The sequence below is a fragment of the Nocardia sp. NPDC056952 genome (genome assembly GCF_042674185.1).
Classification (GTDB): domain Bacteria; phylum Actinomycetota; class Actinomycetes; order Mycobacteriales; family Mycobacteriaceae; genus Nocardia.
Genome location: NZ_JBHURA010000006.1, coordinates 258,558 through 285,548 on the forward strand (window position 1 = coordinate 258,558; position 26,991 = coordinate 285,548).

Consider the following 26,991-nt stretch of genomic DNA (forward strand, 5'->3'; position numbering starts at 1 on the left):
CTTGAAAGGGCAGGCATCATGAGCACCTCACTGTTCGCGCACCGCGACTACCGATTGCTGTTCACCGCCCAGGTCGCGGCCCTGTTCGGCACCGGACTCACCACCGTCGCCCTCGGCCTGCTCGCCTACGAACTGGCAGGCGGCAACGCGGCCATCGTGCTCAGCACCGCGCTGACGCTGAAGATGGTCGCCTACGTCACCGTCGCGCCGATCGCGGGCGCCTACGCCGGCCGGCTGCCGCGCAGGCAATTCCTGATGGCGCTCAACGGTGTGCGCGGCGCGATCGTGCTCGCCCTGCCCTTCGTCGACCAGATCTGGCAGATCTACGTGCTCATCACGCTGCTGCAGATCGCCTCGGCCGCCTACACCCCCACCTACCAGGCGGTTCTGCCCGACATCCTGCCCGACGAACGCGACTACACGAAGGCGCTGTCGGCCGCCCAGCTCGCGGCGACGATGGAAACGCTGCTCAGCCCGATGCTGGCGGCGCTGGCCCTGAGCCTGATCAGCTTCCACTGGCTGTTCGTCGGCACCGGCCTCGGCTTCGCGGTGTCGGTCGCCCTGGTAACGGCCGCGCGCATCCCGAACGCGGCGGTCGGTGACGGCGCGATCGCCGAGCGGCTCGCCGCCGGGCTGCGGCTGTTCGCGGCGACGCCGCGACTGCGTGGACTGCTCGGATTGAACCTGGTGGTCGCCGCGGCGGGCTCCGTGGTGATGGTCAACACCGTGAACTACGCGCGGGATGTGCTGGGCGGCGACCAGTCCGGCGTCGCGCTGCTGCTCGCGGCGAACGGTCTCGGCACGATGTTCATCGCGCTCACCCTGCCCAAGATCCTGGACCGCCGCGGTGAACGCCCGGTCATGCTCACCGGGGCGGCGGTGCTGCTCACCGGCCTGACCGCTGCGCTCGTTCTCTCGACCCTGCCGACGGGTGAGTGGCACTGGCCCGCCGCCCTCACCACCTGGGCCACCATCGGCGCCGGCACCGCCCTGATCCTCACCCCCACGGGCCGCGTCCTGCGCCGCTCCGCCCGACCGGAAGACCGTCCGGCCCTCTTCGCCGGCCAGTTCTCCCTGTCCCACCTCGCCTGGCTGATCACCTACCCGATCACCGGCTGGCTGGCCACCACCGCCGGCTTCACGGCTACCTGGGCGACCCTGGCCGTCATCGCCGGCGTCGGCACCGTCGCGGCGATCCGGCTGTGGCCCCGCCGCGACCCGGCCGAGATCACCCATATCCACGAACTCGGCTCGGTCGACCCGGCGATCCTGGCCGACGCGATTCAGGTCGGCCCCCGGCACTTCCAGCACACCCACCCCTACGTGATCGACCCCGACCACCCGCGCTGGCCTGCCAAGACCCTGGCTTACGCCTGAACGCGACCGGAAACGAACGACCCCCCGACTCGACGGTCGGGGGGTCGTTCGCGTCCGGTGGGCCGGACGGGGGAATCGGAGGCGACTAGGCCTCGACGGACTCGCTGGCGCGTTCCTTGCTCAGCGCGACGGCCTGGTCGGTGCTCAGACCCTGCTGCTTGGCCAGCAGGTCGCGGATCTCGATGAGCAGTTCGGTCTCGGTGGGCTCGGCGTCCTTGGTGGTGCCGAACTTGTTCTTCAGCGACTTCATCGGGAGCATCAGCACGAAGTACAGCACCGCGGCGACCATGAAGAAGTCGATGAACGCGGTGATGATCGGGCCGAGCGCGATGAACGTTGCCGGCTTGTCGGCGATCAGCTGGACGCCGAGGCCCAGTTCGTTGGTCGAGCCGAACACCGCGAGCAGCGGATTGATGAGTCCCTTGCTGAACGAGGTGACCACCGCGGTGAACGCGGTACCCATCACGACCGCGACCGCGAGGTCGATGACGTTCCCGCGCATCAGGAAATCTTTGAACCCACTGAAAACAGACTTCATACCGAGCATCGAACTTCTACTCCTAGGGGCTGGCTAACGGCAAACGGCGATGTTAATGCCAGTTCGAGTATCGCGGCGAATTCGCAGCAACGATCGAACCGCCCGCTCCCAGTATCAATTCCCACGCCCACTCTCGCCACTCGAACGGCTGTCGCGCCGGATTCGCCTGTCCCGCGCGCGGATTGACCGCCCGGCTCGTCGCGTCGTGCGACGGGCTGGGCGGCGAACCCGGCGAGTGCAGGTGTCGAGTCTCACGTTTGAGGGGAGTAGGTGGTGCCGAACTGGGGAAACGTACTCAGGAGCGGCGGGCGAAGGAGCCGGGGCCCGCTTGGTCTCGGGGTTTGACGACGATGGTGTCGAGGTTGACGTGGGGAGGGCGGGTGGCCACGAAGCCGACGATTTCGGCGATGTCCTGGGCGTGCAGGGGATCGATGCCCTCGTAGACCTTGGCGGCGCGGTCGGCGTCGCCGTCGAAGCGGACCAGGGAGAACTCGGTTTCCACGGCGCCGGGGGCGATCTCGGTGAGACGGACCGGCTTGCCGAGCAGCTCACCGCGCAGGGTGCGGTGGGCGACAGCCTGGGCGTGCTTGGCGGAGGTGTAACCGGAGCCGTTGTCGTAGGTGTGCAGGGCGGCGATGGAGGTGATGGTGACGATCAGGCCGTCGCCGGACGCGATGAGCTTGGGGAGCAGCGCCTTGGTGACGCGCAGGGTGCCCACGACGTTGGTCTCCCACATCCAGCGCCAGTCGTCGAGGTCGGCGTCGATGACCGCGGCCATGCCCTTCGCGCCGCCGGCGTTGTTGACCAGCACGTCGACGTGGTCGATGGCGTCGGTGAACGCGCGCACCGATTCCTCGGAGGTGACGTCGAGTTCGATGGCGGTGCCGCCGATCTCCTCGGCGAGGCGCTGCACGCGGTCGAACCGGCGGGCACCGACGTAGACGTGATAACCCTGCTTCGCCAGTTCCCGGGCGGTGGCTTCACCGATTCCCGAGCTGGCCCCGGTGACGACAGCGGTGCGAATGCTCATGTTTGCCGATCTTATTCGCCCAGGATTCCCGGCCGCCATGGCTCCGATCACGGTGATGTCAGGCGTTCGCCGCGGCCGTGCGCGGCTGGGGAATCGTTCGTGACCGCGCCGATTAACCTGTCGGTATGGCTATTCGCGATGCTGTCAGTGCCGATGGAACGAGGATCGTCTACCGGGTGATCGGTACCGGTAGGCCGCTGGTGCTGCTGCACGGGTGGGCCGGGAATCTGCGGTGCTGGGGGGCGGCCGCGGACGAGCTGGCCGAGCGCTATCGGGTGATCGCGGTCGATCTGCGCGGACACGGGTACTCCGACGACCCCGGCGCCGGTTACGACGACCCCAAGGCGTGGGCGGGCGATGTGGCCGCGGTGCTGGCCGCCGAGGGTGTCGACGCCGGTGCGGTGCTGCTGGGCTGGTCCTATGGCGGGATCGTCGCCACCGACTACCTCGCTACCTACGGCACCTCGGCTGTCGCCGGTGTCGTCTACTGCGGCGCGCCCGCCCATATCGGGCGCGATGTGCCCGGTGCGGCACCGGGGCCGTCGATGGAGAAGGCGATTCCGGGCGTGTTCGACGAGGCCGCCGGGCGGGCGGTGCGGGCGTTCTCGGTGTTCGGCAATGCCAATACCGGGCCCGGCGCGGACAAGGGCGTCGACGCGCAGCGGTTGTTCGGCGGCAGTCTGGCGACCCCGCCCTCGGTGCGCAAGGCGCTGTTCTACCGCACGATCGACAACACCGAAACCCTGCGCGCCCTGGATGTTCCGGTTCTGGTGCTGCACGGCACCGATGACCCGGTGGTCCCGGCGGCCAATGGTCAGTACATCCTCGACAATGCCCCTGACGCTCGCGGTTCCTTCTGGGAAGGCGCTCTGCACGGGCTGTTCATCGAGGACCGGCCACGCTTCCTCGCCGAGGTCAGCGCGTTTGTCGACGCGCTGGAGTGAGCTCGGCGGGCCACGCCTGCTCTGAATCGACAATGTTTCAGAAACATGTCCGGGGCAGGTGAGGGCGACCTACTCTGAGCTCGACGGCCATGTCCCACGGCCGGGCATGGAGGTGGCGCATGAGCGTCTTGACGCGATGTGTGCCGGCTCTCGTGGCAGTCATGGTGTGCGCCGCCCCGGTCGCCGGAGCGAGTCCGGCCACCGACGCCGCGCGGCTGATTTCCGTCGAGCCCGGTCCCGGCCGCGTCGTCGAGCTGGTGGTGCACTCCGCCGCCATGGCGAAACCGGTGACCGTCGCGGTGCTGCCCGCGGCCGACCGTTCGGCGACCGCGCCCGTCCTGTATCTGCTCAACGGCGTCGACGGCGGCGTCGGCCCGTCCGGTGACTGGCGCGACGGCGGCAACTGGCTCACCCGCACCGACGCCGACACCTTCTTCGCCGGCAAGCAGGTCACCATCGTGATGCCGATCGGCGGCGCGGGCAGCTACTACGCCGACTGGCAGGCCGACGACCCCGTCCTCGGCCGTCAGCGCTGGACCACCTTCCTCACTCGCGAGCTGCCCCGCGTCATCGACCGTGAGTTCCACGGCACCGGGGCCAATGCCGTTGCGGGCGTGTCGATGGCGGGCACCGCCGCCTTCCAGCTGGCGCTCGCCGCGCCCGCGCTGTACAAGGCGGTCGGTTCCTACAGCGGCTGCGTCTCCACCAGCGGTCCGCAGGGTCATGCCATCGTCAACACCGTCGTCTCCGGCCAGAACGGTGACCCTGTGAACATGTGGGGACAACCCGGCGACCCGCTCTGGGCCGCCAACGACCCCTTCCTGCACGCCGAGCGCCTGCGCGGCCTGGCGATCTACGTCTCCTCCGGTACCGGTCTTCCCGGTGTGCTCGACACTGTCGACGGGCCGGGGCTACACGGTGATTCGATGAAGCTCGTCGACCAGCTGATCATCGGCGGCGCGCTCGACGCGGTCACCGCGCTGTGCACCCAGCAGCTCGCCACCCGCTTCCACGACCTGGCCATCCCCGCCACAGTCGACCTGCGCCCCAACGGAACTCACTCCTGGGGCTACTGGCGCGAGGATCTTCGTCACTCCTGGCCGCTGTTCGCCGCGGCCCTGCGCGTCGGCTGAACGTTCCCGCGCGCCGGTCGCGGCGGCGGCCGGTACCGACGTGACCTGCCTGCGGTTTTCGGTGCGGACTTCACCGCCGATTCCGGTGATGCGAATAAGTTTGCAGACATGTTGCGTCATGTTTCGCAATTCGCGGCCTCGAATGAAAAGGTCCGGTCGGTCTATTCGCGCAGGCGATATCTGTCGGCGGGAGCGCCGGTCGTGCCGGGCGAGTCGGGCTCCTGCGCAGGTAGAGTGATCGGCGTGATTGGTCTGCCGCGCTGATGTGATCGGCCTGTGATTGTTCTCGCTAACCAATCGGATCGAACGTCCAGAATTCAGGAAAATCTTCTGGGAATCGTCACAGACTTCCGCTGAATTCGTGTGTAGCGTTCTGGAATGTCGTTGGATCGTATGTGGAGAAGAGGATTCGGCGTCGAGATCGGAGTTCGATGATGTTTGGTCGGGCAGTGGGCGTACGGGTCGCAGTGGCCGTGCTGGGCTTGTTGGCCGGTGTCGTGGCCGGGGTGCCCGCGGGCGCCGAACCGGGGGCGGCACGTATCGAGGATCAGCGGGTCGAACCCGATCGCACCATCGATGTGGGCGTGTACTCACCGGCGATGGACATCGTCACCCGGGTGCGGGTGTTGCGGGCCGCGGATCCGAAAGCGCCCGCGCCGACGCTGTATCTACTCAACGGGGTCGGCGGAGGTGCCGACGGCAACTGGCTCGATCGCACCGATGTCGTCGAGTTCTTCAAGGACAAACAGGTCAATGTGGTGATCCCGTTCGGCGGGGCCGGAAGCTATTTCGCCGACTGGCGAACCGACGACCCGGTGCTCGGCAAGCAGCGCTGGACCACCTTCCTCACCAGGGAACTACCGCCCGTGATCGACGCGGAGTTCGGCGGCACCGGCGCCAACGCCATCGCGGGACTGTCGATGGCGGGCACCTCGGTGTTCCAGCTCGCGCTCGCCGAACCCGGCCTGTACCGGGCGATCGGGTCCTACAGCGGGTGCGTGCGCACGAGTGATCCACGCGGACAGGCGATCGTGCGGACGGTGGTGGGCAGCAGGCTCGGCAACGCGGCGAATATGTGGGGCCCACCCACCGATCCCGCGTGGTCGGCAAACGACCCCTACCTGCACGCGGAAGCGTTGCGCGGCACCGACGTCTACATCTCCTCCGGCACCGGCATTCCCGGGCCGTACGACACCATCACCGCCGCCCAGGGCGACCCGGCGCAGCTGACCATGCAGTTGCTGTTCGGCGCCGGGCTCGAAGCCGTCACGAATCTGTGCACCCAGCAGCTGCGCGATCGACTGCAGACACTCGGCATCCCCGCGACGGTGGACATGCGCCCCAACGGCACTCACTCGTGGGGCTACTGGGAGCAGGACATGCACAAATCGTGGCCCGTGTTCGAGGCGGCGCTGCACCGCGCGTGACGGCCGAACGCGAGGGCCGAAATCCGCTCGCGCGCGGACCGCGGATCGGGCAGGCTCGACCACGACGAGGACGTGAACTCACTCACGAACACGCTGTGACAGCCGTCACCGAACCCGGTAGGGGCAACGGTGGCGGCGTCGCGGCGTGCACACTGGAGGGTGTGAGCCAGCGTCGTCCCGATCTTTTGCCCCATCGCATCGCGGTGCTGTCGGTGCATACCTCGCCGCTGGCGCAGCCCGGTACGGGGGACGCGGGCGGGATGAATGTCTACGTGCTGCAAACCGCGCTCGAGCTGGCCAAACGGGGCACCGAGGTGGAGATCTTCACCCGGGCGACCTCCTCGGAGCTGCCGCCGGTGGCCGAAGCCGCACCCGGCGTGATCGTGCGCCACGTGGTCGCGGGCCCGTTCGAGGGACTCGACAAACACGAGCTGCCCACCCAGCTGTGTCCGTTCACCGCCGAGGTACTGCGCCAGGAAGCGCGGCATCTGCCGGGCCACTACGACCTGGTGCATTCGCACTACTGGCTGTCCGGCCAGGTGGGGTGGCTGGCGCGCGACCGCTGGCGGGTGCCGCTGGTGCACACCGCGCACACCCTGGCCGCGGTGAAGAACGCCGCGCTGGCCGAGGGCGATACTCCCGAACCCGAGACCAGGGTGATCGGTGAGAAGCAGGTGATCGCCGAGTCCGACCGGCTGGTGGCCAACACCGGTGACGAAGCCCGGCAGCTCGTCGAGCTCTACGGCGCCTCGCCCGACCGCATCGACGTGGTGCCGCCCGGCGCCGACCTGACCCGCTACCGGCCCGGTGACAAGCTCGCCGCGCGCACCGAGCTCGGGTTGCGCGCCGACGAGCAGATCGTCGCGTTCATCGGCCGGATCCAGCCGCTCAAGGCCCCCGATGTCCTCGTGCGCGCGGCCGCCGAACTCCTGAGCCGAGATCCGAGCCGCAAGTTGCGCGTGCTGATCGTGGGCGGACCGTCCGGCACCGGACTGGCCAGGCCCGACGCGCTGATCGAACTGGCCGCCGACCTCGGCATCGCCGAACGGGTCACGTTCCTGCCGCCGCAGCCCGCCGACAAGCTCGTGCAGGTGTATCGCGCGGCCGATGTGGTGGCCGTGCCCAGCTACAACGAATCCTTCGGCTTGGTCGCCATCGAGGCGCAGGCCAGCGGTACCCCCGTCCTCGCCGCCGACGTCGGCGGCCTCGGCACCGCGGTCCGCAACCACGAATCCGGCTTGCTCGTGCCGGGGCATCGCACCCCCGACTGGGCCGACGCGCTGGCCGCCCTGCTCGACGATCCCGACCGGCTCACCCGCATGGGCGCCACCGCCGTGGAGCACGCCGGCAGGTTCTCCTGGGCGCACACCGCCGATGGCCTGCTCGACAGCTACGCTGCCGCGATGGCCGGATTCCGCACCGAACGCGGTCCCATCGCCCTGCACGCGGGCGAGACCAGGCAGGCTAGATCGCGGGCGCTGTTGCGGCGCCGGACGGGAGTGCGCAGGTGAGCGCCGTTTCGCAGGTTATCGACGACACGCTGCGCGATCGCGAGATCGAGTACACCCGCCACGGTGACGACACCTTCATCGTGGTGCTGCCCGGCGAGCGCAAGCTGAAGACCACGGTGATGCTGACCGTCGGCAAGCACGGTGTCCGCATCGAATCGTTCGTGTGCCGCAAACCCGACGAGAACTTCGAAGGCGTCTACAAATACCTGCTGCGCCGCAACCGCCGCCTCTACGGCGTGGCCTACACCCTCGACAATGTCGGCGACATCTACCTGGTGGGCCGCATGTCCGCCGAGTCGGTCACCGCCGACGAACTCGACCGGATCTTCGGTCAGATCCTCGAAGCGGTCGACAACGACTTCAACATCCTGCTCGAGCTCGGGTTCGCCGAATCCATTCGCAAGGAATGGAAGTGGCGGGTCTCGCGCGGTGAGTCGCTGAAGAACCTGCGCGCCTTCGAGCACATCATCGACGACGCCGACAAGGTCTGAGAACACAGCGATGCCGGACAGGAAAGTTCCTGTCCGGCATCGTGTTTCAGCTCAGCAGTTCGTCGGGACCGGTTCGTTGCGGAAGCGGGCCTCGACGTAGTTCCACGCGTCGGGGAAACCCGCCACGGCGGCGGTCATGTGCTCGGAGATCTCGACCGTGTTCAGCTGGACCGGGGCACCCTGACCACACCAGCGGGCGATGGTCTCGGCGACCGGGGCGTACGGGGTGAGGATGTCGTACTTGCCCTGCCAGATGTAGGTGGGTGCGGTCGGCGCGCCCTGGAAGTGCACGAGGCTGTTCTCGCGCAGCACCCCACGGGCCACCTGGCTGCCCATCAGCTCCTTGGACGCCGCCATCTGCTCGGCGTTGCGCAGGGCGCCGTGGAACAGCAGGAAGCGACGGCACGCGTCCTTGGTGAATTCACGGAACCACAGGCCGTTTTCGTTGAGCTGGTCCGACACCGGCACCTGCTCGGGGTACTCGCGCTCGATGCCCATCGCGGCGGCGAAGGCGAGACCGAAGCCGGGGTGCGGCTGGAAACCCAGTGCGTCGGCCATCAGTTCGAGATCGGCGGGGATACCGCCGGACACCACGGCCGCGAGCTTCAGCTCCGGTGCGTACGTGGGCTGCAACGCGCCCGCCCACGCGGTGGCCATGCCGCCGCCCGAGTAGCCGGCGATCGCGACCGGCGAGTTACCGACGCCCAGCTCGGCGACCTTCTGCACCGCGCGCACACTGTCGAGGGTGACCATGCCGCTGAGCTTGGCCGCACCGTAGGCCACCGTCGGGCCGAGGTAGTCGGGCACCGAGATCGCCCAGCCACGCGCCAACGGCAGCATGGCGCCGGGCGCGTCCTGCAGCTCGCCGTTGAACAGCGACTGCGACGGGTTGCAGCGGGTGCCGATCGAGTTGATCAGCGCCTGGTACGACACCAGCGGCGGGTTCTTCACGCCGACCGGCATGAGCACGGTGGTGATGCCCATGATCGCGTTGCCCGCCGAATTGGTGGAGCGGAACGCGACCTGGTGGCCCTCGGTGCCGGGGTACATCCAGGTGTCGATGTGGCGCGTGCGCACGACGTCGCCGGGTGCCAGCGCGGCGATGTCGGCAGGTGCGGTGAAGAACGGATCCGGATCAGGCGTCGGATACAGCGGGTTCGCCCCCGCGGGTGCGGCGAACAAGCCTACCGATAGCAGACTCAACACCAATACAGCGATTTTCGACACAGCTTTCCTTCATCAACAGTAGTGCTGCCCAACGAGACGACCCGACCCGTGTCGAAGTATCTAACGAAAACCTGTGATTTGTACCGACCAGTAGTCAAAGTGTCGCGTGCCACATGTTGTGATGACTCACATCAGGTGCGGGCGAGGTGTGCGGCGACGCGGCCCGGCCCGGGAGGTAGGAGTGGTGATGGCGGTGCTTGCGCTCGATATCGGGGCGACGAAATTCGCTGCGGGAGTTGTGGACCCGCACTACCGGCTACACGGGGTGCGTCAGGCCCCCGCTGCCTCCGACGATCCGTGGGCGGCGTGTCGAGACCTTCTGGTCGCTGTGGCAGGTGACAACGAGGTGAGCGCGGTCGGGATCGGAGCGGCGGGGCCGGTCGATGTGCCCGCGGGAATGATCAGGCCGTTGAACCTTGCGGCGTGGCGCGGCGGGTTCGCGATCGTCGACCACGTGCGCGCGCTGTTCCCGAACGCGGTGGTGCGGTTGGCCATCGACGGCGCCTGTCTGGTGCTGGCCGAGCATCGGGTGGGCGGGTTGCGCGGGGTGGACAACGGCCTGGCCATGACGGTGTCCTCGGGTGTCGGTGGGGGGATCATCGCCGACGGCCGGGTTGTGGTGGGGCGCACGGGAAACGCGGGTCACATCGGGCACATCGTGGTGGCCGGGGATGACACCGCCTGTCCCTGTGGGGGATTCGGGTGCGTCGAGGCGGTGGCGAGCGGGCCGTCGTCGGTGCGCTGGGCGCGGGAGCGTGGCTGGGCAGGGGAGAGCGGGATGGAGCTCGCCGAGGCCGCGCATCGCGGTGACCCGATCGCGCTCACCGCCATGGCGCGTGCGGGAACCGCCCTCGGTCAGGCGATCTCGTCGGCTGCCGCGCTACTGGATGTGGATCGGGTGGTGATCAGCGGCGGTTTCGCGCATTCGGGGGAGCCGCTGTGGGGACCGTTGCGCGCTGCCGTCGCCCGGCACGCGCGGCTCGAGTTCGTCGAGGAACTGTCGGTGGAACTGTCGACGTTGAGCGAAGGAGCCACGCTGGTCGGTGCGGGGGTGCTAGCGGTCGAGGCCGCGCGGATTGAGGCGATGTGAGGACTCTTCGGTCCGGCCGGCAGTGCGCTCGGCGCGTTCGTTCGGCCTGGTCACCGGCGGGCGTAGCCTCCATGAGGTGGCTGCCGACTACGTGCCGGGCGATGTCGTCCATATTCCGGAGGGTCCGTTCCAAGGAGTGTGCGCCGTAGTGCGCGAAGTCGACTCGGTGGCGTCACGATTACAGGTCGACGCGCTGGTCAAGGGCGGGCCGTACGAGATCGTCATCGGCTTCGACGAGGTGGAGTGGGCCTGACATCACCGCAATGTCAGAATGACCCCTATGACCTACACCCTCGTGCTGCTGCGCCACGGCGAGAGCGAATGGAATGCCCTCAACCTCTTCACCGGTTGGGTGGACGTCCAACTCACCGACAAGGGCATCGCCGAGGGCAAGCGGGCCGGGGAGCTGCTCAAAGAAGCAGGCATCCTGCCCGATGTCGTCTACACCTCGCTGCTGCGCCGCGCGATCAGCACCGCTGACAACGCGCTCGGCACCGCCGACCGGCTGTGGATCCCGGTCGTGCGCGACTGGCGCCTCAACGAGCGCCACTACGGCGATCTGCAGGGCAAGAACAAGGAACAGGTCCGCGAGCAGTACGGCCAGGAGCAGTTCATGCTGTGGCGCCGCAGCTACGACACCCCGCCGCCGCCGATCCAGCCCGACAACGAGTACAGCCAGGAAGGCGACCCGCGCTACGCGGGCATCGAGGTCCCCGAGACCGAGTGCCTGCTCGATGTCGTCAAGCGGATGGTCCCGTACTGGGAGGACACCATCTCCAAGGAGCTGCTGACCGGCAAGACCGTGCTGGTCGCCGCACACGGCAACTCGCTGCGCGCGCTGGTCAAGCACCTCGACGGCATCTCCGATGAGGACATCTCCGGCTTGAACATCCCCACCGGCATTCCGCTGGTCTACGAACTGGACGAGAACATGCGTCCGGTGAAGGCCGCCGAGTACCTCGACCCGGCCGCCGCCGCTGCCGGCGCCGCCGCCGTCGCCAATCAGGGCGGTAAGTAACTCCTTGCCGGAAACCGGCCCCGCACCTTCGAAAGGTGTGGGGCCGGTTCTTTCTGGTGATGTCACACTCGTACCTGGCTGTGTCGTCACCTCGGTAGATACCGCGAAACACGCGGTTGCCGAAGGAGTTGCGCCCATGTTCACCGCCTACGTCATCGTTACTGTCGTCGCCGCACTGTGGGTGGGGTTCTCGGCGTTCTCACTGCTGCGCCGGGCCCCCTTCGTGGTGGAGCCGCTGGTGGAATACGGCGTGCCGCAGACCTGGTGGACACCGCTGGGCATCGCCAAGGCCCTCGGATCGATCGGGCTGCTGATCGGCCTGTTCGTTCCGGTGATCGGGGTTCTCGCCGCGATCGGGCTGATCCTGTACTTCGCGGGTGCGGTGGTGACGGTGCTGCGGGCGCGGTCGTACAAGACGGTCGCGTTCCCGGTGCTGTACCTGGCGCCGGTCGCCGTTGCGCTGGGGCTGGGGATCGCCGCCTGAACGTCCCGGCGACCCGTGTCAGGCGTCGGCGACCGCGAAGGCCGCCGACAGTGGAGGCAACATCGCGCGGGCATCGAGGCCGGCGAACCAGAGGCCGACGGTGAAGACCGAGGTCGCCTCCAGATACCTGGCGCGGTGCAGGCCGCCCGCGGTGAACGGTCGCAGAGCAAGGTCTTCGGCGAGCCGGGCCACTGTCTGTACCGCCGCCGCGTCGTCGCCGCAGATCGGGACGGCCAACCGCACACCGTCGAAGACTCGGTCGGCGCCCGCCCACACCTCGGCGGCGAGGAGGTTGAAGGCCTTGACCACGTGGGCTTTCGGCGCTGCCGCGGCGATGCGTTCGGCTACCGCGTCCTCGCTCAGGACAAACGCGGTGACGCCGTCGGGCGCCGATTCGTCGGGCAGGAACGCGTTGGTGCAGTCGATGACGATCTTTCCGGCCAGCTCGGCGCCGTGTGTGGTGAGCAGTTCGGTGAGCGCGCTCACGGGTACCGCGAACAGCACTACCTCGGCGAAGGCGATCGCCGCGCTGATCGTCGCCGGTCGCACGTCGACCACAGGCTTGCTCGCCCGGTCGGCATCCGATCCCGCGCCACCGATCGCGTCGAGCTCGGACGCGAGTGCCCGCGCCGAGTCGGCCGAGCGCGCCCCGATCCGCACCTCGTGGCCCGCCGTGGCCCAGCCGCCGCCCAACGCGGACGCTATCGCGCCCGCGCCGATGATTCCAATACGCATGAGAACTCCCGTGATTCGCCGGTGTCGAGCCCGGTGGCATCGACCACACCGACGCTAGAAAGGGCGATAGGCACCTGCGGGTGCCTATCGGCGGTGGCACGCTGGTACCCATGACCGCCGCCGAACCGGTGCAATACCCGCCCTACGGTGACTACGAGGCCGACTGTCCCGCGCGAATGGCGGTGGACCTGTTCGCGAACTCGTGGCTGCCGGTGGTGGTGTACCTGTTGCGCGATGGTCCGCAACGTCACAGCGAACTTCTGACGGGGGCCGGCGGGATCAGCCAGAAGATGTTGACTCAGACGTTGCGGCGGATGGAGCGGATGACGCTCGTACGCAGGCGGCGGTATGCCGAAGCGCCACCGCGAGTGGAGTACGAACTCACCGAAGCGGGCCACGATCTGCTCGTTCCGATTTATGCGCTCGGCGCATGGGTCGACCGGCACGGGCCCACGGTGACCACCGCGATGTACGGCGAACCGCCCGGCTGACACGCCCGGCGAAGGTCCAGGTGCCTGCTGGGTGAACGGCAAAAGAACGCCATGCCAAGTGCCTGTGACCTGCGCGAAACTTCGTCGACCCGCCGACGTTATGTCGGTCCGCACTCGTACGATCAATCTTGTGAGTGTTCCGCAGGCCGTGCTGTTGGCAGTCCTCGCGGCTGTCGTCGGGCTGGCAGTCGGTGGCCTGCTGATCCCGTTCGTCAATGCCAGGCAGGCCGCCCGTACCCAGGAAGACACCGGGCTGACGATGTCGCAGGTGCTCGACCTGATCGTGCTCGCCTCCGAGTCCGGCATCGCCGTGGTGGACGAATACCGCGATGTGGTGCTGGTGAATCCGCGCGCCGAGGAACTCGGGCTGGTCCGCAACCGGTTGCTCGACGAACGCGCGTGGGCCGCGGTGGAGAAGGTCCTCGCGACCGGCGAATCCGCCGAATACGACCTCACCGCCAAGAACCCGCTACCCGGCCGCGGCCGGATCGCCGTGCGTGGTGTGGCCCGCAAACTCTCCCGCGAGGAAACCAGCTTCGTCGTGCTGTTCGCCGACGACGATTCCGAGCAGGCCCGCATGGAGGCGACGCGGCGCGATTTCGTCGCCAACGTCAGCCATGAACTCAAGACCCCCGTCGGTGCGATGAGCTTGCTGGCCGAGGCCATGCTGGAATCGGCCGACGATCCCGAGGCCGTGCGGCACTTCGGCTCCCGCGTACTGGGCGAATCCCGGCGCCTGGGCAAGATGGTGACCGAGCTGATCGCGCTGTCGCGATTGCAGGGCGCCGAGAAACTGCCCGATCTGGCCGTGGTCGACGTCGACACGGTGGTGCAGCAGGCGGTCGACCGCTCGCGCACCGCCGCCGAGGCCGCGGGCATCACCGTCAGCACCGACCGGCCCAGCGGGCTGGAAGTGCTCGGCGACGAAACGTTGCTGGTGACCGCGCTGTCGAATCTGGTGGAGAATGCGATCGCGTATTCGCCACAGGGTTCGCATGTGTCGGTGAGCCGGTCGCTGCGCGGCGATCATGTCGCGATGGCGGTCACCGATCGAGGCATCGGGATCGCCAAGGAAGACCAGGAACGGGTGTTCGAGCGGTTCTTCCGCTCCGACAAGGCCCGCTCCCGCTCGACCGGCGGCACCGGGCTCGGCTTGGCCATCGTGAAACACGTGGCGGCCAACCACAACGGCGAAATCACCCTGTGGAGCAAACTGGGCACCGGCTCGACGTTCACGCTGCGCATCCCCGCCCATCTGGAAACCGATGGGGACGAGGACGCGGAACAGACGCCGGAGTCCACCACGAGAGAAACCACCGTCCCGCGCACTCTCGCGGGACGAACGAACGGTGTGGAGGCACGCAGATGACGAGTGTGTTGATCGTCGAAGACGAGGATTCGCTGGCCGAGCCGCTGGCGTTCCTGCTTCGCAAGGAAGGCTTCGACGTCACCGTCGTCGGCGACGGCCCGTCCGCGCTGGCCGAATTCGACCGCTCCGGCGCCGATATCGTGCTACTGGACCTGATGCTGCCCGGCATGAGCGGCACCGACGTGTGCAAGCAGCTGCGCACGCGCAGCGGCGTGCCGGTGATCATGGTGACCGCCCGCGACAGCGAGATCGACAAGGTCGTCGGGCTGGAACTCGGCGCCGACGACTACGTCACCAAGCCGTACTCGGCGCGCGAGCTGATCGCCCGGATCCGGGCCGTGCTGCGCCGCGGCGCGGGTGACGAGCTCGACTCCGGTAGCGAGAACGGCGTCCTCGAGGCCGGACCGGTGCGGATGGACGTGGACCGCCACACCGTGCACGTCAACGGTGGCCAGGTCACCCTGCCGCTCAAGGAGTTCGACCTCCTCGAGTACCTGCTCCGCAACTCCGGCCGCGTACTGACCCGCGGCCAGCTGATCGACCGGGTTTGGGGCGCCGACTATGTGGGCGACACCAAGACCCTCGACGTGCACGTCAAGCGACTGCGCTCGAAGATCGAGGCAGACCCGGCCAAGCCGGAACACCTGGTGACTGTGCGAGGACTCGGCTACAAGCTCGAAGCTTGACCGCCTCCCCGCGACTCTAGCCAGATCCAGGCGCGGGGAGACACGTGTGTGCGGCTGCGGTAAGGGTGCTCGCCGCGTTCGCTCGTACCCGGTGAGTTACCCATGTACTCGCCAGACCAGGGCTCCATGAAAAGGTCCCGTCGGATTTCCGACGGGACCTTTCGTTCGTTGACGAGCGGGAGGACTTTTACAGCACGCTCCATGCGGTGCCGAGGGGGGTGTCGATCTTCTTCAGGGCGACCACTTCCACGCCGTCGAACTGCTTGCAGTCGTAGATCGGCACGTCGGCGCCGTTGCCGCGGCAGCCGATGGGCGAGGAGGTGCCCTTCGTGCTGATGATGATGTATTTGCCGTTCTTGGCGGCGTCGATCGCGGCCGGGTCGTTGTAGTTCACGAAGTCGGCCGTGAAGTCCGCGTACGCGGCCGGATCACCGTTCGGTTCGGCATTGGCCAGGCCGGTCATGGAGAGGGTCGCGCCGATCGCGAGGGTCGCTGCGTAGATCGCTTTCTTGGACATGAACAGCTATCCAACCCGAGTTCGGTGACGGATGCACGACCTACAGATGAACCGAATGGTTACGAGGCTTTCACTCCGCGTGATTCGATCTGTGAGGTTCGGGGTTCATCCGCTCGGCTTCGACCGTCGCCGGATGCACCGCGACCAGGCCGAGGCCCTCGCGCCGACGGCAGTGCTTGGCGAGTTCGTCGTAGGCGGGCGCACCGAGCAGCTCACGCAGTTCCGGGCCATAGGACTGCCAGACCGGCTTCGCGCCGACGTGGGCGTCGGGGGAGCCGCTGCAGTACCAATCCAGATCCAGGCCGCCGGGTCCCCAGCCGCGCCGGTCGTATTCGGTGACCACGGTGCGCAGGATCTGCTCGCCGTCCGGGCGTTCCACCCAGTCCTGGGTGCGCCGGATCGGCAGCTGCCAGCACACGTCCGGCTTCACTTCCAGGGGTTCGATGCCCTTGCGCACGGCCATGATGTGCAGCGCGCAGCCGGGACCCGCCGCGAATCCGGGACGGTTGAGGAAGATGCAGGCGCCGTCGAAGCGACGGGTGCGCAGGGCCGGTTCGTCCTCGAGTTCGTCGAGTTCGAGGTAACCCTTCTTGACGACCTTGCCGTTCTCGGTGGCCTCGCCCATCAGCTGCCAGTCGTCGGGTGTGAGCATCTTCACAGCACCGTTGAGGCGCTTGCGGTCGTCCTTGTCGGCCAGGAAAGCGCCGTGGGAGCAGCAGCCGTCGTCGGGGCGTTCGGCGATGATGCCCTGGCAGGCAGGCGTGCCGAACACGCACGTCCAGCGCGACAGCAGCCACGTCAGATCGGCGACGATCTGGTGCTCGTCGTTTGCTGGATCGGTGAACTCGATCCACTCCCGTGGGAAATCGAGCTCGACTTCCGGGGTCGGGTCGATCTTTCGCCCAGGTCGGAGCCCGGTCTCCGCGGTGCCAGATGCGCCTTCGGTCACAACTCGTGACGCTAACAGTTCAGTCGCCTGGCCTGCTGTACCGGATCACCAAGTACCGTATTCGTGTGCGGCTTGGTGTTCTCGATGTCGGAAGCAATACCGTCCACCTGCTCGTGGTGGACGCCCATCGTGGTGGCCACCCGATGCCGATGAGCTCGACGAAGTCGGCGTTGCGCCTGTCCGAGAGCATGGATTCGGTGGGCCGGATCACCGAGGAGGGCGAGGCGCGGCTGATCGCGACCATCCTCGAATTCGCTGATCTGGCACGCAATTCCAAGTGCGTGGAGCTGATGCCGTTCGCCACCTCGGCCCTGCGCGAGGCGACCAATTCCGAGGAAGTGCTCGCCCGCGTCCGGGCGATGACCGGTGTCGATCTGCAGGTGCTCTCCGGCGACGACGAGGCCAGGCTGACGTTCCTCGCGGTGCGCCGCTGGTTCGGCTGGAGCGCGGGCCGGATCATCAATCTCGATATCGGCGGCGGTTCGCTGGAGCTGTCCAACGGCGGCGACGAGGAACCGGATGTGGCGCTGTCGCTGCAACTCGGCGCGGGCAGGCTCACCAGGGAGTGGCTGCGCGACGACCCGCCGGGCAAGCGCAAGATCGCGGTCCTGCGCGACTGGCTCGACGCCGAACTGGTCGTCCCGTCCAAGACGATGATCGACGCGGGCAGGCCCGACCTGGCCGTGGGCACCTCGAAGACATTCCGTTCGCTGGCTCGGCTGACCGGCGCGGCACCCTCGGCGGCCGGTCCGCGGGTGCGACGTACACTGACCAGCTCCGGTCTGCGCCAGCTGATCGCGTTCATCTCCCGGATGACCGCGTCGGACCGCGCGGAACTGGAAGGCGTGAGTTCGGATCGGTCCCAGCAATTGGTGGCCGGCGCATTGGTCGCGGAGGCGAGTATGCGGGCGTTATCGCTCGACAGCATCGAAATCTGCCCATGGGCGCTGCGCGAAGGCCTCATCTTGCGCAAACTGGACTCCGAGCCCAACGGAGGTGGACCGGCCGCGGTGCCGCCGGTCACGCCGGTCGCGGAAGTGGAGTCGGCATGAGTAGCGAGGATTCTAAACAGCTATCGGTGGCTGAGCTGCTGGCGCGCAACGCCGCGCAGGGGGCCGCGCCCGCTTCCTCCGGTGGCGGTGGACGACGACGGCGCAGCGGGCGCGGACTCTCGGTCAACGATCTGACCGGCGAGAACGCGGCGGTCAAGCCGAACTCGCACGCCGCGCCCGCGCCGCCCGCGCCGGAACCCCCGCCCGCTTATGTCCCGGCGCCGACCTACGCCCCCGAGCCCGCGCCGAGCTACGAACCGCCCGCGAGTTACCAGCCCGCGCCCTACCCGCCGCCCGGTCCGGCCGAACCGGCCTTCTCGCCGATGTCGGGCCCGATCACCCGATTCGACCCCGATGCGGGGTACTCCGCGCCCGATCCGCGCGATCCACTCGGACTCGCCGAACCGCGACCGTCGTCCGACCCGTTCGGGCCGTTCCGTGCAGAAGCGCGCGATGCCGGTTCTCGTGGGGGAGGCCGCGGTCCGGGTCGCCTCGGTGTTCCCGGCGGTCCCACGCAGCCGGTCGATCCCGGTATCGCCGAGATGTTCGGTTCCGGTGCGCTGCCCGCGGTCGGCGGGGGCAGACGGCATCGACCGGATGAGCCCGAGGCCGCCCCGTACGCCGAGCCGCCGAAACCGCCGCCGGTCACCGGTGGCCGGGCCGCGCGCAGGCGAGCCGCCGAAGCCGCGGAAGAGGCCATCGAGGCGAGCCCCGCGCCCGGCCGCCCGTCGTTCGACGCGCCGCTCTACGAGGCGGGCATCGACGCGCCACAGGCATTCATGGGCAGGCCGGGGCAGTCGCGTGGATTGGACGCGCTCCCCGACATCGGGCCCGGTTTCGACAATCAGGCCGGATCGGGCTTCGACGAGCATCGGGGCACCGGGTCCTTCGACAGCCGGCCAGGGCCGGGCTTCAACGGCCGACCGGGCGAGTCTTTCGACGGCAGGCCCGCGTCGGGCTTCAACGGGCGGCCGGGCGAGTCTTTCGACGGTCAGCCGGTCAACGGGCGGCCGGGCGCCGAGCCCGCGCGAGGTTTCAACGGGGCGGGGCGTAACGGCGCCCCCGGGCTGAACGGGCAGCCCGCGCCGGGTCGTGTCGACGCGGCGCAAGCCTTCAACGGATATCCGCCGCCGGGCGCCGATGCCACCCAGGCCTACAACCTCGCGCCGGGCACCGACGCCCCGCCGGCCCGTGGCGCGGATCAGCGCCCCTCGCTGGATCGCCGACGGGGCGAGCCGAAGTCCGGCGGGTTGCCGTCGTGGTCGGCGCGCAGGCATCGTCCGGACAAGAACGCGCCCGCGCCGGAGAGCGGTGGTTTCCCGACGGCCGCGTGGTCGCCGGTCAGCCAGGAGCAGCCGCTGGTGTCCGGGCAGTCGGTGGCCGGGGACCTGCTGCGCCAGCGCGCCGATCGGGGTCCCGACGCCGACGCGCACACCGAGGTCTACCGGGTCGGCGCCGATCAGGTCGACGACGAGGACACCGACGACTACGCCGAGTCCGATTACGTCGACCGCGATTACGTCGACAACGACTACTCCGACGCCGACTACGCCGAATCCGAGTACGACGACGCGGCCTTCGACGATGACGACTACGACGACGACTACGAACCCAAGCCGACCAGGGCGAGCAGGCGCGCCGCGACCAAGGCGGCCGCCGTGACCCTGGCCGACCGGGCGAGGGCGAAGGTGGCGAGCCGGGCCAAGTCGAGGACCGGCAGCGTCGCCGAGTCGCGGGCCGCGAGCAGGTTGTCGGGTAACCGGGCGGGCGGGTCGGTGGCCAGCCGTGCCGCGCGCGTATCGAGCATGGCGCGCGGCGACGGCGACAACGCCAACCGCCGCCAGTGGATGATCCTGGGCGCGCAGAGCGCGGGCGCGGCGGTCGCCGGAATGTTGCTGTTCAAGGGTTTCGAGACCTTGTGGGAGTCGATGGCGTTGGTGGCGCTGGCGCTGGCGACGGTCGTGATCCTCGGTCTGGTGGCGCTGGTTCGCATCCTGCGCCGCACCGACGACATCTTCAGCACCGTGATCGCCGTCGTCGTAGGCGTCTTCGTGACGCTGGGACCGCTAGCCTTTCTCCTCAGTACCAGCTGAATACAGGGAGTGGGCTGTGGGGAACGCACGGGCGGACATCGCGATCGGGCTGTCGACGGCCTCGGTGTATCCGGAGAACACGCAGGCGGCGTTCCGTTATGCCGCCGAATTGGGTTACGACGGTGTGGAATTGATGGTCTGGGCCGAGCCGGCCAGCCAGGACATCGCGACGGTGCAGTCCTACGCGAAGCGCTACGGCGTCCCGGTGCTGGCTGTGCACGCGCCGTGTCTGCTGATCTCCCAACGGGTCTGGGGCGCCGACCCGGTGGCCAAGCTGGAACGCAGCGTGCGGACCGCGGAGGCGCTCGGCGCCGACACCGTGGTGGTGCACCCGCCGTTTCGCTGGCAGCGCCGCTACGCGCGGGGTTTCGCCGATCAGGTCGGTGAGCTCGAGGCGCATCACCCGGTCAAGGTGGCCGTGGAGAACATGTTCCCGATGCGGGCCGACACCCTGTTCCGCGACGGCGCGGTGCGCAGGCTGGAACGGCGCGCGGGTCCCGGCCGCGCGGTGAGCGCGTTCAGCCCTTCCTTCGATCCGACCGACACCGGCTTCGACCACTACACCCTCGACCTCTCGCACACCGCGACCGCGGGCGCCGACGCGCTCGAGCTGGCGCGCCGGATGGGCGAGGGCCTGGTCCACCTGCACCTGGCCGACGGTCGCGGCGCCGCGCACGACGAGCACCTGGTGCCCGGCGACGGCACCCAGCCCTGTGCGCAACTGTGTGAACACCTGATACACACCGGTTTTCGTGGCCACGCGGTCGCCGAGATCAATACCCAGAACGCGCGAACCACCGCCGAACGTTCCACCCAGCTGGCGCGCACCCTCGATTTCGCCCGCCGCCACCTCACCGGCGCGACCCCTGACCCCCAACCTCGCCACGCCGATCTGCCGTAACGGAAGGCGCCCGGGGCCCCGCTCGAGCGCGCCGGCGCTCCCCACACGCACAGCTCTCAGCTATCCGGACTCGGTCACCCTGATGCGTCACCACCGCTCGCATCCCGCCCCCGGCCCAGCGCGGAATACTTCGAACCCCGCCATGCTTGTACGCTGTACGAATTGCTGTGTGCCCCTCGACCAGGAGTGACGATGACGCGAGAAGTCGCGACCGACGCGCCGTTCAGCCAGGTCCTCGACCTGACCGAGCTCACCACCACCGATGCCGAGACCGGCCGCTACGCCGGCGTCATCGCGCCCACCTGGACCATCGGCCCCAAAGTCCACGGCGGCACCATGGTCGCGGCCACCGCCGCCGCGGCGACCCGCTGGCTCACCGAGGCCGACGAATCGCTCGCCCGGATGGCGCCCATCGCGGCCAGCACCGACTTCCTCGGCGCCCCCGACCCCGGTGAGGTCGAATACGCGGTGCACATCCGCAAGAAGGGCCGCCAGATCTGCCTGGCCGACGTGGACCTGATCCAGAACGGCCGCACCCTCGTCCGGACCGCGTTCACCTTCGGCCATCTCGACTCCACCGAGACGCGCTGGAGCGGCCCCGACACCGACATGCCCGCCGAGCCGGTCGACGAGGCGTTCCGCTACTCCGCCGATTCGCCGATGGGCAAGATCGTGCACGTCAGCCAGGGCGCCCACATGGTGATCGACCCGACCTGGGGTGAATTCCTGCGCGGCGAGACCGGCCCGCCCCGGCTGCGGCTGTGGATCCGCCCGTTCGACGGCGACGAAGCCGATCCGCGGGCGCGCGCCGCCTTCGCGATGATGGCCGCCGACATCAGCCCGCCGGTGCCGATGAACCTCGGCCACTTCGGGTGGTCGCCGACCGTGCAGATGACCACGTATCTGCGCCGCGTCCCCGCGCCCGGCTGGCTGCGCGTCATCGCGACCGCCCGTGAGGTCGGTGAGCGGATGTTCGACGAGGACCACCTGGTCATCGACTCGACCGGTGCAGTCGTCGCCCAGAGTCGCCAGCTGGCCCTGATCCCGGCGGCACGCTGAAGCCACCGGGCCAACTAACCTTGTCCTCATGACGAGAATTGCGGTGGTCGGTGGCGGTCGGATCGGTGAGGCGCTGGTGGCCGGATTGCTCGAATCCGGTCGGGCGACCAAAGATCTGGTCGTGGTCGAGCCGATCGCCGCGCGCGCCGCGCAGCTGGCCGAGCGCTTCAAGGTGCGGGTGAGCGGTTCGGTCGCCGACGCCGTCGAGGGCGCCGACATCGTGGTGATCGCGGTGAAGCCCGGGGTGGTCGACTCGGTGCTCACCGATCTGTCCAAGGCGGACCTCGACAACGGTCGCGATCAGGTGCTCGTCTCGTTGGCCGCCGGTGTCTCCACCGCCCGGCTGGAGTCGAAACTGCCCGCCGGTTTCCCGGTGGTGCGGGTGATGCCGAACACGCCGATGCTGGTCGGACAGGGTATGAGTGTGCAATCGCCCGGTCGCTACGCCAAGCCGGAGCAGCTCGAGCAGGTCGGTGAGATGCTCGAAGCCGTCGGCAAAGTGGTGACGGTGCCCGAGGCGCAGATGGACGCGGTCACCGCGGTATCCGGTTCGGGACCGGCGTATTTCTTCCTGGTCGTCGAGGCGATGATCGATGCGGGCGTCGGTCTCGGCCTCACCCGCGAGGTGGCCAGCGAACTGGTCGTGCAGACCATGATCGGTTCGGCGGCGCTGCTGGACGAAACCGGGCAGAGCGCGGCCGAGCTCCGCGCCGCGGTCACCTCGCCCGGTGGTACCACCGCCGCGGCACTGCGCGAACTCGAACGTGGCGCGCTGCGCTCGACGTTCACCGAGGCCCTGCACGCGGCCAAGCAGCGGTCCGCCGAACAGGGCGCAACGAACGAGTGACAAACGGGTACCCGGTTTGAAAACCGATTTCTCACACCCGTCGCAGTAATCCCACTGGTCCCGCTAAGCTCGTAGAAGCACGTGCGTGTCTGTTCCGCTGGTGGGGAAGCCGGCGGCGCGGGCGTGCCGGAGGTCAATGGTGCCATGATGTCTGCGAACAGAATGTCAAGTAATCCATCGGCGTCGGGCGGTGGTTCGGGTTCGCCCGCGCCGCGGGTCGGCGCCACCCCGCAAACGGTGATCGGCGGTGGCACGCAGTTTCTCACCGTCGCCGAAGTCGCCGATCTCATGCGGGTGTCGAAAATGACGGTGTACCGGCTCGTGCACTCGGGTGAACTGCCCGCGGTGCGTGTCGGACGCTCGTTCCGAGTGCACGCGAAGGCGGTGCACGACTACCTGGAGACGTCGTACTTCGACGCCGGATGAGGTAGTCCGGCCAGGTACAAGGGCGGTTTCGTTGCTGCTCGGGTGCCCCGGTAGCATGGACAACTGGTTCGTGTCCGCCTGCCGGTGGCACCGTTCGTGGTGTCCGGTTGCCCCGGCGGCGCGGACGCCAAACGACGCACGTGAACACCGCGTGTGTATGCCGAGTAGAGAGAACGCGAGGAAACCCTATGGGTTCTGTGATCAAGAAGCGCCGCAAGCGTATGTCGAAGAAGAAGCACCGTAAGCTGCTTCGCCGCACGCGTGTTCAGCGGCGCAAACTCGGCAAGTAAGCCTGCGTACCGCGACGAGCCCGTCACCTTCGAGGTGGCGGGCTCGCGCTGTGAAATACCCGGGTTTGTGAAGCTCACTGGTCGAGGACGGGTCGGCGGTGTTAAAAGCTTGTAGATCGTGACGGCGAGTGGCGCGAATGCGGCTACTCTGGTACGCGAAACACGATGAGCAGGGGGCTTTGAGTGGGGTCAGGTTCGAGTTCCGATACACGGGAACGACACGCACCGAGAGTTGTGCTGGTCACGGGTGCCAGCCGCTTCTTCGGTGGCAATGTCGCGGCACGTCTGGCTGCCGAACCCGGCGTCGAACGTGTCATCGCGGTGGATACCGTGACGCCCAGCCGTGAGCTCCGGCGAAAAATGGGTAGTGCCGAGTTCGTGCGCGCTGATATCCGGAACCCACTGATTCGCAAAGTCGTCGAGGGCAACGACGTCGACACCGTCGTGCACGCGGCTGTGCTCACCCGTCCGCCCGCCGGTGGCGGTCGCGCGGTGATGAAGGATCTCAATGTCCTCGGTGCGATGCAATTGCTCGCCGTCTGTCAGAAAGCGCCGTCGGTGCGCCGTGTCGTCGTGCGATCGTCGTCGGCGGTGTACGGCTGCAGTGCCAAGGATCCGGCGAAATTCACCGAGGAAATGGGCGCGCGCACTCCGCCCGCTGGGTGGTTCGCGCGCGACATGATCGATATCGAGGCGCTGGTGCGGGGAATGGCGCGGCGCAGGCCCGATATTTCCGCGTCGATTCTGCGTTTCGCGCCGATTGTCGGTCCGCGCCTGGCCGACCGGGGCGTGCAATATCTGCGTTCGCCGATCACCCCGACCGTTCTCGGTCGCGAAGCCCGACTGCAATTGCTGCACGAGGAAGACGCGGTCGCGGTGCTGGTGCACGCGGCGCAGCGTGCACACGGTGGCACGGTCAATATCGCCGGTGACGGCGCGCTGGCCATGTCGCAGGCGATCCGCCGTGCCGGGCGCATCGTCGCGCCGGTTCCGTTTTTCGTCTTCCGCACGGTCGGTCGCTCGCTGATGGGCCCGATCATGCGCGGATTCAGTGGCGAACAACCCGACTATTTCTACTTCGGCTGCGGGCTCGACACCACCCGTATGCGAACCGAACTCGGCTTCACCCCACGCTGGACCACGGTCCAGGCGTTCGATGACTTCATCGCGGGCGCAGCGTTGCGGCCCGTCTTCGATCCGGCTTGGATCGACGCCGCGGAACACAAACTGCTCGGCCTCATCGGGGCCGGTACAGGAGCGCGTACATGAACGAGGGAGCGAAAGTCATTCGTCTCGACGTGAATGTCGAGACCCGGCAGCGACCGCAGACCCGGCGATGGCCGGACCAGCCGACGCAGGCGATGCCGGTCACCTCCCTCAGCGAGCGTCGACCGGGAATGCCCGCCCGCCCGCCGAAGTCGCTGACCGACATCGTGCGCGATGCCGTCGGCGAGCAGATCGAACGGACCGCCGAGTTCGCGCGCCGCAGGCTCACCGGCGACTATCAGGTCGACGAGTTCGGCTACGACCGGCACCTGCTCGAATCGGTGATCCTGCCCGCGCTCCGGCCGCTGTCGGACTACTGGTTCCGAGTCGAGGTCGCGGGGATCGAGAACATCCCCGCCGTGGGTGGCGCGCTGCTGGTCGCCAATCACGCGGGCACCGTGCCGATCGACGGGCTGATGCTGCAACTGGCCGTGCACGACAAGCATCCGCATCAGCGGGCGCTGCGGCTGCTGGCCGCCGACCTCATCTTCGAGATGCCGCTGCTCGGCGCGCTGGCACGCAAGGCCGGGCACACGCTGGCCTGCCATCCCGATGCCGAGCGGCTGCTGCGCGCCGGGCACATCGCCGGCGTGTTCCCGGAAGGGTTCAAGGGCGTCGGAAAGAACTACGCCGACCGGTACAAGCTGCAGCGGTTCGGGCGCGGCGGATTCGTGTCGGCGGCGGTGCGGGCCGGGGTGCCGATCATTCCGGTCTCGATCGTCGGTTCCGAGGAGATCTACCCCAAACTCGCCGATATCAAGCCGCTGGCCCGACTGCTCGGGCTGCCGTACTTCCCGGTGACGCCGTTGTTCCCGCATCTGGGGCTGTTGGGCGCGGTGCCGATGCCGTCCAAGTGGTACATCGAATTCGGTGAGCCGATCGCGACCACGGCGTTCGAGCCGGAAGAGGCCGATGACCCGATGACGATGTTCGAGGTCACCGACCAGGTCCGCGAGACCATCCAGCAAACCCTCTACAAGCTGCTGGCCAAGCGCCGGAACGTGGTTCTGGGCTAGTTGTCGCGGTGGCGGGCTACGACAGCCGCTACCGCTCCACCCGCCGCGCCGAGTGCCAGTGCGGTGGGGACGCCGATCTTGGCTGCCTTGCGGCCGGTGCGAAAATCGCGGATTTCCCAGCCGCGGTTCTTCGCGACCTCGCGCAGATCGGAGTCGGGGTTGATCGCGACAGCGGTGCCGACCAGCGACAGCATGGGGACATCGTTGTGGCTGTCGGAGTAGGCGGTGCAGCGCTTGAGGTTGAGCCCTTCGCGGATGGCGAGGGTGCGCACCGCGTGCGCCTTGCCGAGGCCGTGCAGGATGTCGCCGACCAGGCGCCCGGTGAACTTGCCGTCGACACTCTCGGCGACCGTGCCGAGGGCGCCGGTCAGGCCGAGGCGTTTGGCGATCACATTGGCCAGCTCGACCGGGGTGGCCGTCACCAGCCAGACCTGCTGACCGGCATCGAGGTGCATCTGGGCCAGTGCGCGGGTGCCGGGCCAGATCTTGTCGGCGATGATCTCGTCGTAGATCTCCTCGCCGAGTGCCGCGAGTTCGGCCGTGGGGCGGCCCGCGATGAAGCTGAGCGCCTTCTCCCGGCCCGAGACCATGTCGGAGGAATTCTCCTTGCCGGTGACCCGGAACTTCACCTGCTTCCAGGCGACGTCGACCAGGTCGGAGGTCTTGAAGTACTTGCGCGCGGCCAACCCACGGGCGAAGTGGACGATCGAGGCACCCTGCACGAGGGTGTTGTCGACGTCGAAGAACGCCGCGGCGGTGAGGTCGCGCGGGACCTCGGGGCCCGCGTCGCCGCCCTGCTCGGCGAGCTCGGCATCGTGCAGCTCGAGCGCGGCGTCGGCACTGGCCTCGCCGGCCAGGTTGGCGCGTAGCTCTTCTTCGCTCGGTCCGAACGGGCTGCGTGGCAGCCGTGCGAACTGTTCCTGCAGTTCCTGACCGAGGCGGCTGGGCTGCCACCGCGCAGGGAACTCCCCGAATCGTCCTGCGACGAATCCGGCCCTAGTCACCTTCGAACGTTCCGGCACCA

General features: G+C 68.3%; 29 protein-coding genes. 22 read left to right on the forward strand and 7 right to left on the reverse strand.

Annotated features, from left to right (window positions below):
- Positions 1-18 precede the first annotated feature (18 nt).
- Complete coding sequence (locus ACFTS5_RS22365; protein WP_378634085.1) at positions 19-1,377, forward strand: MFS transporter; 1,359 nt, start codon at positions 19-21, stop codon at positions 1,375-1,377.
- A gap of 85 nt (positions 1,378-1,462) precedes the next feature.
- Here the strand turns inward: ACFTS5_RS22365 and mscL are convergent, their stop codons facing one another.
- Positions 1,463-1,915 (reverse strand): large conductance mechanosensitive channel protein MscL, encoded by a 453-nt coding sequence (mscL, locus tag ACFTS5_RS22370; protein WP_378634088.1) that lies wholly within the window; start codon positions 1,913-1,915, stop codon positions 1,463-1,465.
- 295 nt (positions 1,916-2,210) lie between these two features.
- Positions 2,211-2,945: an SDR family NAD(P)-dependent oxidoreductase gene (locus ACFTS5_RS22375; RefSeq protein WP_378634091.1), complete on the reverse strand. Its 735-nt coding sequence runs from the start codon at positions 2,943-2,945 to the stop codon at positions 2,211-2,213.
- Between the two features lie 125 nt (positions 2,946-3,070).
- Between ACFTS5_RS22375 and ACFTS5_RS22380 the strand changes: the two genes are divergently transcribed.
- The 5 genes from ACFTS5_RS22380 (at position 3,071) to ACFTS5_RS22400 (ending at position 8,451) form a co-directional block, all read left to right on the forward strand.
- On the forward strand, positions 3,071-3,889 hold the full coding sequence (locus ACFTS5_RS22380) for an alpha/beta fold hydrolase (RefSeq protein WP_378634094.1): 819 nt from the start codon (positions 3,071-3,073) through the stop codon (positions 3,887-3,889).
- Between the two features lie 119 nt (positions 3,890-4,008).
- Positions 4,009-5,022, forward strand: coding sequence for an alpha/beta hydrolase (locus ACFTS5_RS22385; RefSeq protein WP_378634097.1), 1,014 nt, complete (start codon positions 4,009-4,011; stop codon positions 5,020-5,022).
- A gap of 431 nt (positions 5,023-5,453) precedes the next feature.
- Positions 5,454-6,449 (forward strand): alpha/beta hydrolase, encoded by a 996-nt coding sequence (locus ACFTS5_RS22390; protein ID WP_378634100.1) that lies wholly within the window; start codon positions 5,454-5,456, stop codon positions 6,447-6,449.
- A gap of 152 nt (positions 6,450-6,601) precedes the next feature.
- Positions 6,602-7,960, forward strand: coding sequence for a D-inositol-3-phosphate glycosyltransferase (gene mshA / locus ACFTS5_RS22395; RefSeq protein WP_378634495.1), 1,359 nt, complete (start codon positions 6,602-6,604; stop codon positions 7,958-7,960).
- On the forward strand, positions 7,957-8,451 hold the full coding sequence (locus tag ACFTS5_RS22400; protein ID WP_378634103.1) for a YbjN domain-containing protein: 495 nt from the start codon (positions 7,957-7,959) through the stop codon (positions 8,449-8,451). Before mshA ends, ACFTS5_RS22400 begins: the two co-directional genes overlap by 4 nt.
- Positions 8,452-8,502: 51 nt before the next feature.
- Here ACFTS5_RS22400 and ACFTS5_RS22405 read toward each other — a convergent pair whose 3' ends face one another.
- Positions 8,503-9,678 carry a lipase family protein gene (locus ACFTS5_RS22405; protein ID WP_378634106.1) on the reverse strand — a complete coding sequence of 392 codons (1,176 nt, stop codon included), beginning with the start codon at positions 9,676-9,678 and terminating at the stop codon, positions 8,503-8,505.
- 187 nt (positions 9,679-9,865) lie between these two features.
- Here ACFTS5_RS22405 and ACFTS5_RS22410 point away from each other — a divergent pair, with 187 nt between their 5' ends.
- From ACFTS5_RS22410 to ACFTS5_RS22425, 4 genes are all read left to right on the forward strand, one after another.
- Complete coding sequence (locus ACFTS5_RS22410; protein ID WP_378634109.1) at positions 9,866-10,768, forward strand: ROK family protein; 903 nt, start codon at positions 9,866-9,868, stop codon at positions 10,766-10,768.
- A 76-nt stretch (positions 10,769-10,844) separates the two neighbouring features.
- Complete coding sequence (locus ACFTS5_RS22415) at positions 10,845-11,021, forward strand: hypothetical protein (protein WP_170112119.1); 177 nt, start codon at positions 10,845-10,847, stop codon at positions 11,019-11,021.
- 27 nt (positions 11,022-11,048) lie between these two features.
- Positions 11,049-11,786 carry a phosphoglyceromutase gene (locus ACFTS5_RS22420; protein WP_378634111.1) on the forward strand — a complete coding sequence of 246 codons (738 nt, stop codon included), beginning with the start codon at positions 11,049-11,051 and terminating at the stop codon, positions 11,784-11,786.
- Between the two features lie 136 nt (positions 11,787-11,922).
- Positions 11,923-12,270, forward strand: a complete 348-nt coding sequence (locus tag ACFTS5_RS22425) for a DoxX family protein (RefSeq protein WP_378634114.1) — start codon at positions 11,923-11,925, stop codon at positions 12,268-12,270.
- A gap of 18 nt (positions 12,271-12,288) precedes the next feature.
- Here the strand turns inward: ACFTS5_RS22425 and ACFTS5_RS22430 are convergent, their stop codons facing one another.
- Entirely contained in the window at positions 12,289-13,005 is a 717-nt protein-coding gene (locus tag ACFTS5_RS22430) for an NADPH-dependent F420 reductase (protein ID WP_378634116.1), read from the reverse strand.
- A 110-nt stretch (positions 13,006-13,115) separates the two neighbouring features.
- Between ACFTS5_RS22430 and ACFTS5_RS22435 the strand changes: the two genes are divergently transcribed.
- The 3 genes from ACFTS5_RS22435 (at position 13,116) to ACFTS5_RS22445 (ending at position 15,551) form a co-directional block, all read left to right on the forward strand.
- Positions 13,116-13,496, forward strand: coding sequence for a winged helix-turn-helix transcriptional regulator (locus tag ACFTS5_RS22435; RefSeq protein ID WP_378634119.1), 381 nt, complete (start codon positions 13,116-13,118; stop codon positions 13,494-13,496).
- 130 nt (positions 13,497-13,626) lie between these two features.
- Positions 13,627-14,865, forward strand: a complete 1,239-nt coding sequence (locus ACFTS5_RS22440) for a cell wall metabolism sensor histidine kinase WalK (RefSeq protein WP_056816211.1) — start codon at positions 13,627-13,629, stop codon at positions 14,863-14,865.
- Positions 14,862-15,551, forward strand: coding sequence for a response regulator transcription factor (locus ACFTS5_RS22445; protein ID WP_056814516.1), 690 nt, complete (start codon positions 14,862-14,864; stop codon positions 15,549-15,551). Before ACFTS5_RS22440 ends, ACFTS5_RS22445 begins: the two co-directional genes overlap by 4 nt.
- Before the next feature lie 187 nt (positions 15,552-15,738).
- On the opposite strand, the gene ACFTS5_RS22450 is transcribed toward ACFTS5_RS22445, so the two are convergent.
- Complete coding sequence (locus ACFTS5_RS22450) at positions 15,739-16,068, reverse strand: hypothetical protein (RefSeq protein ID WP_378634123.1); 330 nt, start codon at positions 16,066-16,068, stop codon at positions 15,739-15,741.
- Positions 16,069-16,138: 70 nt separating this feature from the next.
- The gene (locus ACFTS5_RS22455; RefSeq protein ID WP_378634125.1) at positions 16,139-17,017 is read right to left on the reverse strand and encodes a hypothetical protein; all 879 of its coding nucleotides are present in this window, start codon (positions 17,015-17,017) and stop codon (positions 16,139-16,141) included.
- A 65-nt stretch (positions 17,018-17,082) separates the two neighbouring features.
- Here ACFTS5_RS22455 and ACFTS5_RS22460 point away from each other — a divergent pair, with 65 nt between their 5' ends.
- From ACFTS5_RS22460 to ACFTS5_RS22500, 9 genes are all read left to right on the forward strand, one after another.
- Entirely contained in the window at positions 17,083-18,069 is a 987-nt protein-coding gene (locus ACFTS5_RS22460; protein ID WP_378634128.1) for a hypothetical protein, read from the forward strand.
- Between the two features lie 26 nt (positions 18,070-18,095).
- Positions 18,096-20,162, forward strand: a complete 2,067-nt coding sequence (locus ACFTS5_RS22465) for a hypothetical protein (RefSeq protein ID WP_378634130.1) — start codon at positions 18,096-18,098, stop codon at positions 20,160-20,162.
- A gap of 16 nt (positions 20,163-20,178) precedes the next feature.
- Positions 20,179-21,063, forward strand: coding sequence for a sugar phosphate isomerase/epimerase family protein (locus ACFTS5_RS22470; RefSeq protein ID WP_378634133.1), 885 nt, complete (start codon positions 20,179-20,181; stop codon positions 21,061-21,063).
- A gap of 192 nt (positions 21,064-21,255) precedes the next feature.
- Positions 21,256-22,122, forward strand: a complete 867-nt coding sequence (locus tag ACFTS5_RS22475; RefSeq protein WP_378634136.1) for a thioesterase family protein — start codon at positions 21,256-21,258, stop codon at positions 22,120-22,122.
- 28 nt (positions 22,123-22,150) lie between these two features.
- Positions 22,151-22,969: a pyrroline-5-carboxylate reductase gene (gene proC / locus ACFTS5_RS22480; RefSeq protein WP_378634139.1), complete on the forward strand. Its 819-nt coding sequence runs from the start codon at positions 22,151-22,153 to the stop codon at positions 22,967-22,969.
- A 144-nt stretch (positions 22,970-23,113) separates the two neighbouring features.
- Positions 23,114-23,395 (forward strand): helix-turn-helix domain-containing protein, encoded by a 282-nt coding sequence (locus ACFTS5_RS22485; protein ID WP_228537168.1) that lies wholly within the window; start codon positions 23,114-23,116, stop codon positions 23,393-23,395.
- A gap of 188 nt (positions 23,396-23,583) precedes the next feature.
- Positions 23,584-23,685, forward strand: coding sequence for a 30S ribosomal protein bS22 (locus ACFTS5_RS22490; RefSeq protein WP_003402602.1), 102 nt, complete (start codon positions 23,584-23,586; stop codon positions 23,683-23,685).
- 234 nt (positions 23,686-23,919) lie between these two features.
- Complete coding sequence (locus ACFTS5_RS22495) at positions 23,920-24,954, forward strand: NAD-dependent epimerase/dehydratase family protein (protein ID WP_378634143.1); 1,035 nt, start codon at positions 23,920-23,922, stop codon at positions 24,952-24,954.
- A complete protein-coding gene (locus ACFTS5_RS22500) occupies positions 24,951-25,967 on the forward strand; it encodes a lysophospholipid acyltransferase family protein (RefSeq protein ID WP_378634145.1) in 1,017 nt (338 codons plus the stop codon). The genes ACFTS5_RS22495 and ACFTS5_RS22500 overlap by 4 nt, the downstream gene beginning before the upstream one ends.
- Here ACFTS5_RS22500 and ACFTS5_RS22505 read toward each other — a convergent pair.
- On the reverse strand, positions 25,964-26,989 hold the full coding sequence (locus tag ACFTS5_RS22505) for an HAD family hydrolase (protein WP_378634148.1): 1,026 nt from the start codon (positions 26,987-26,989) through the stop codon (positions 25,964-25,966). The genes ACFTS5_RS22500 and ACFTS5_RS22505 overlap by 4 nt on opposite strands.
- Positions 26,990-26,991 lie beyond the last annotated feature (2 nt).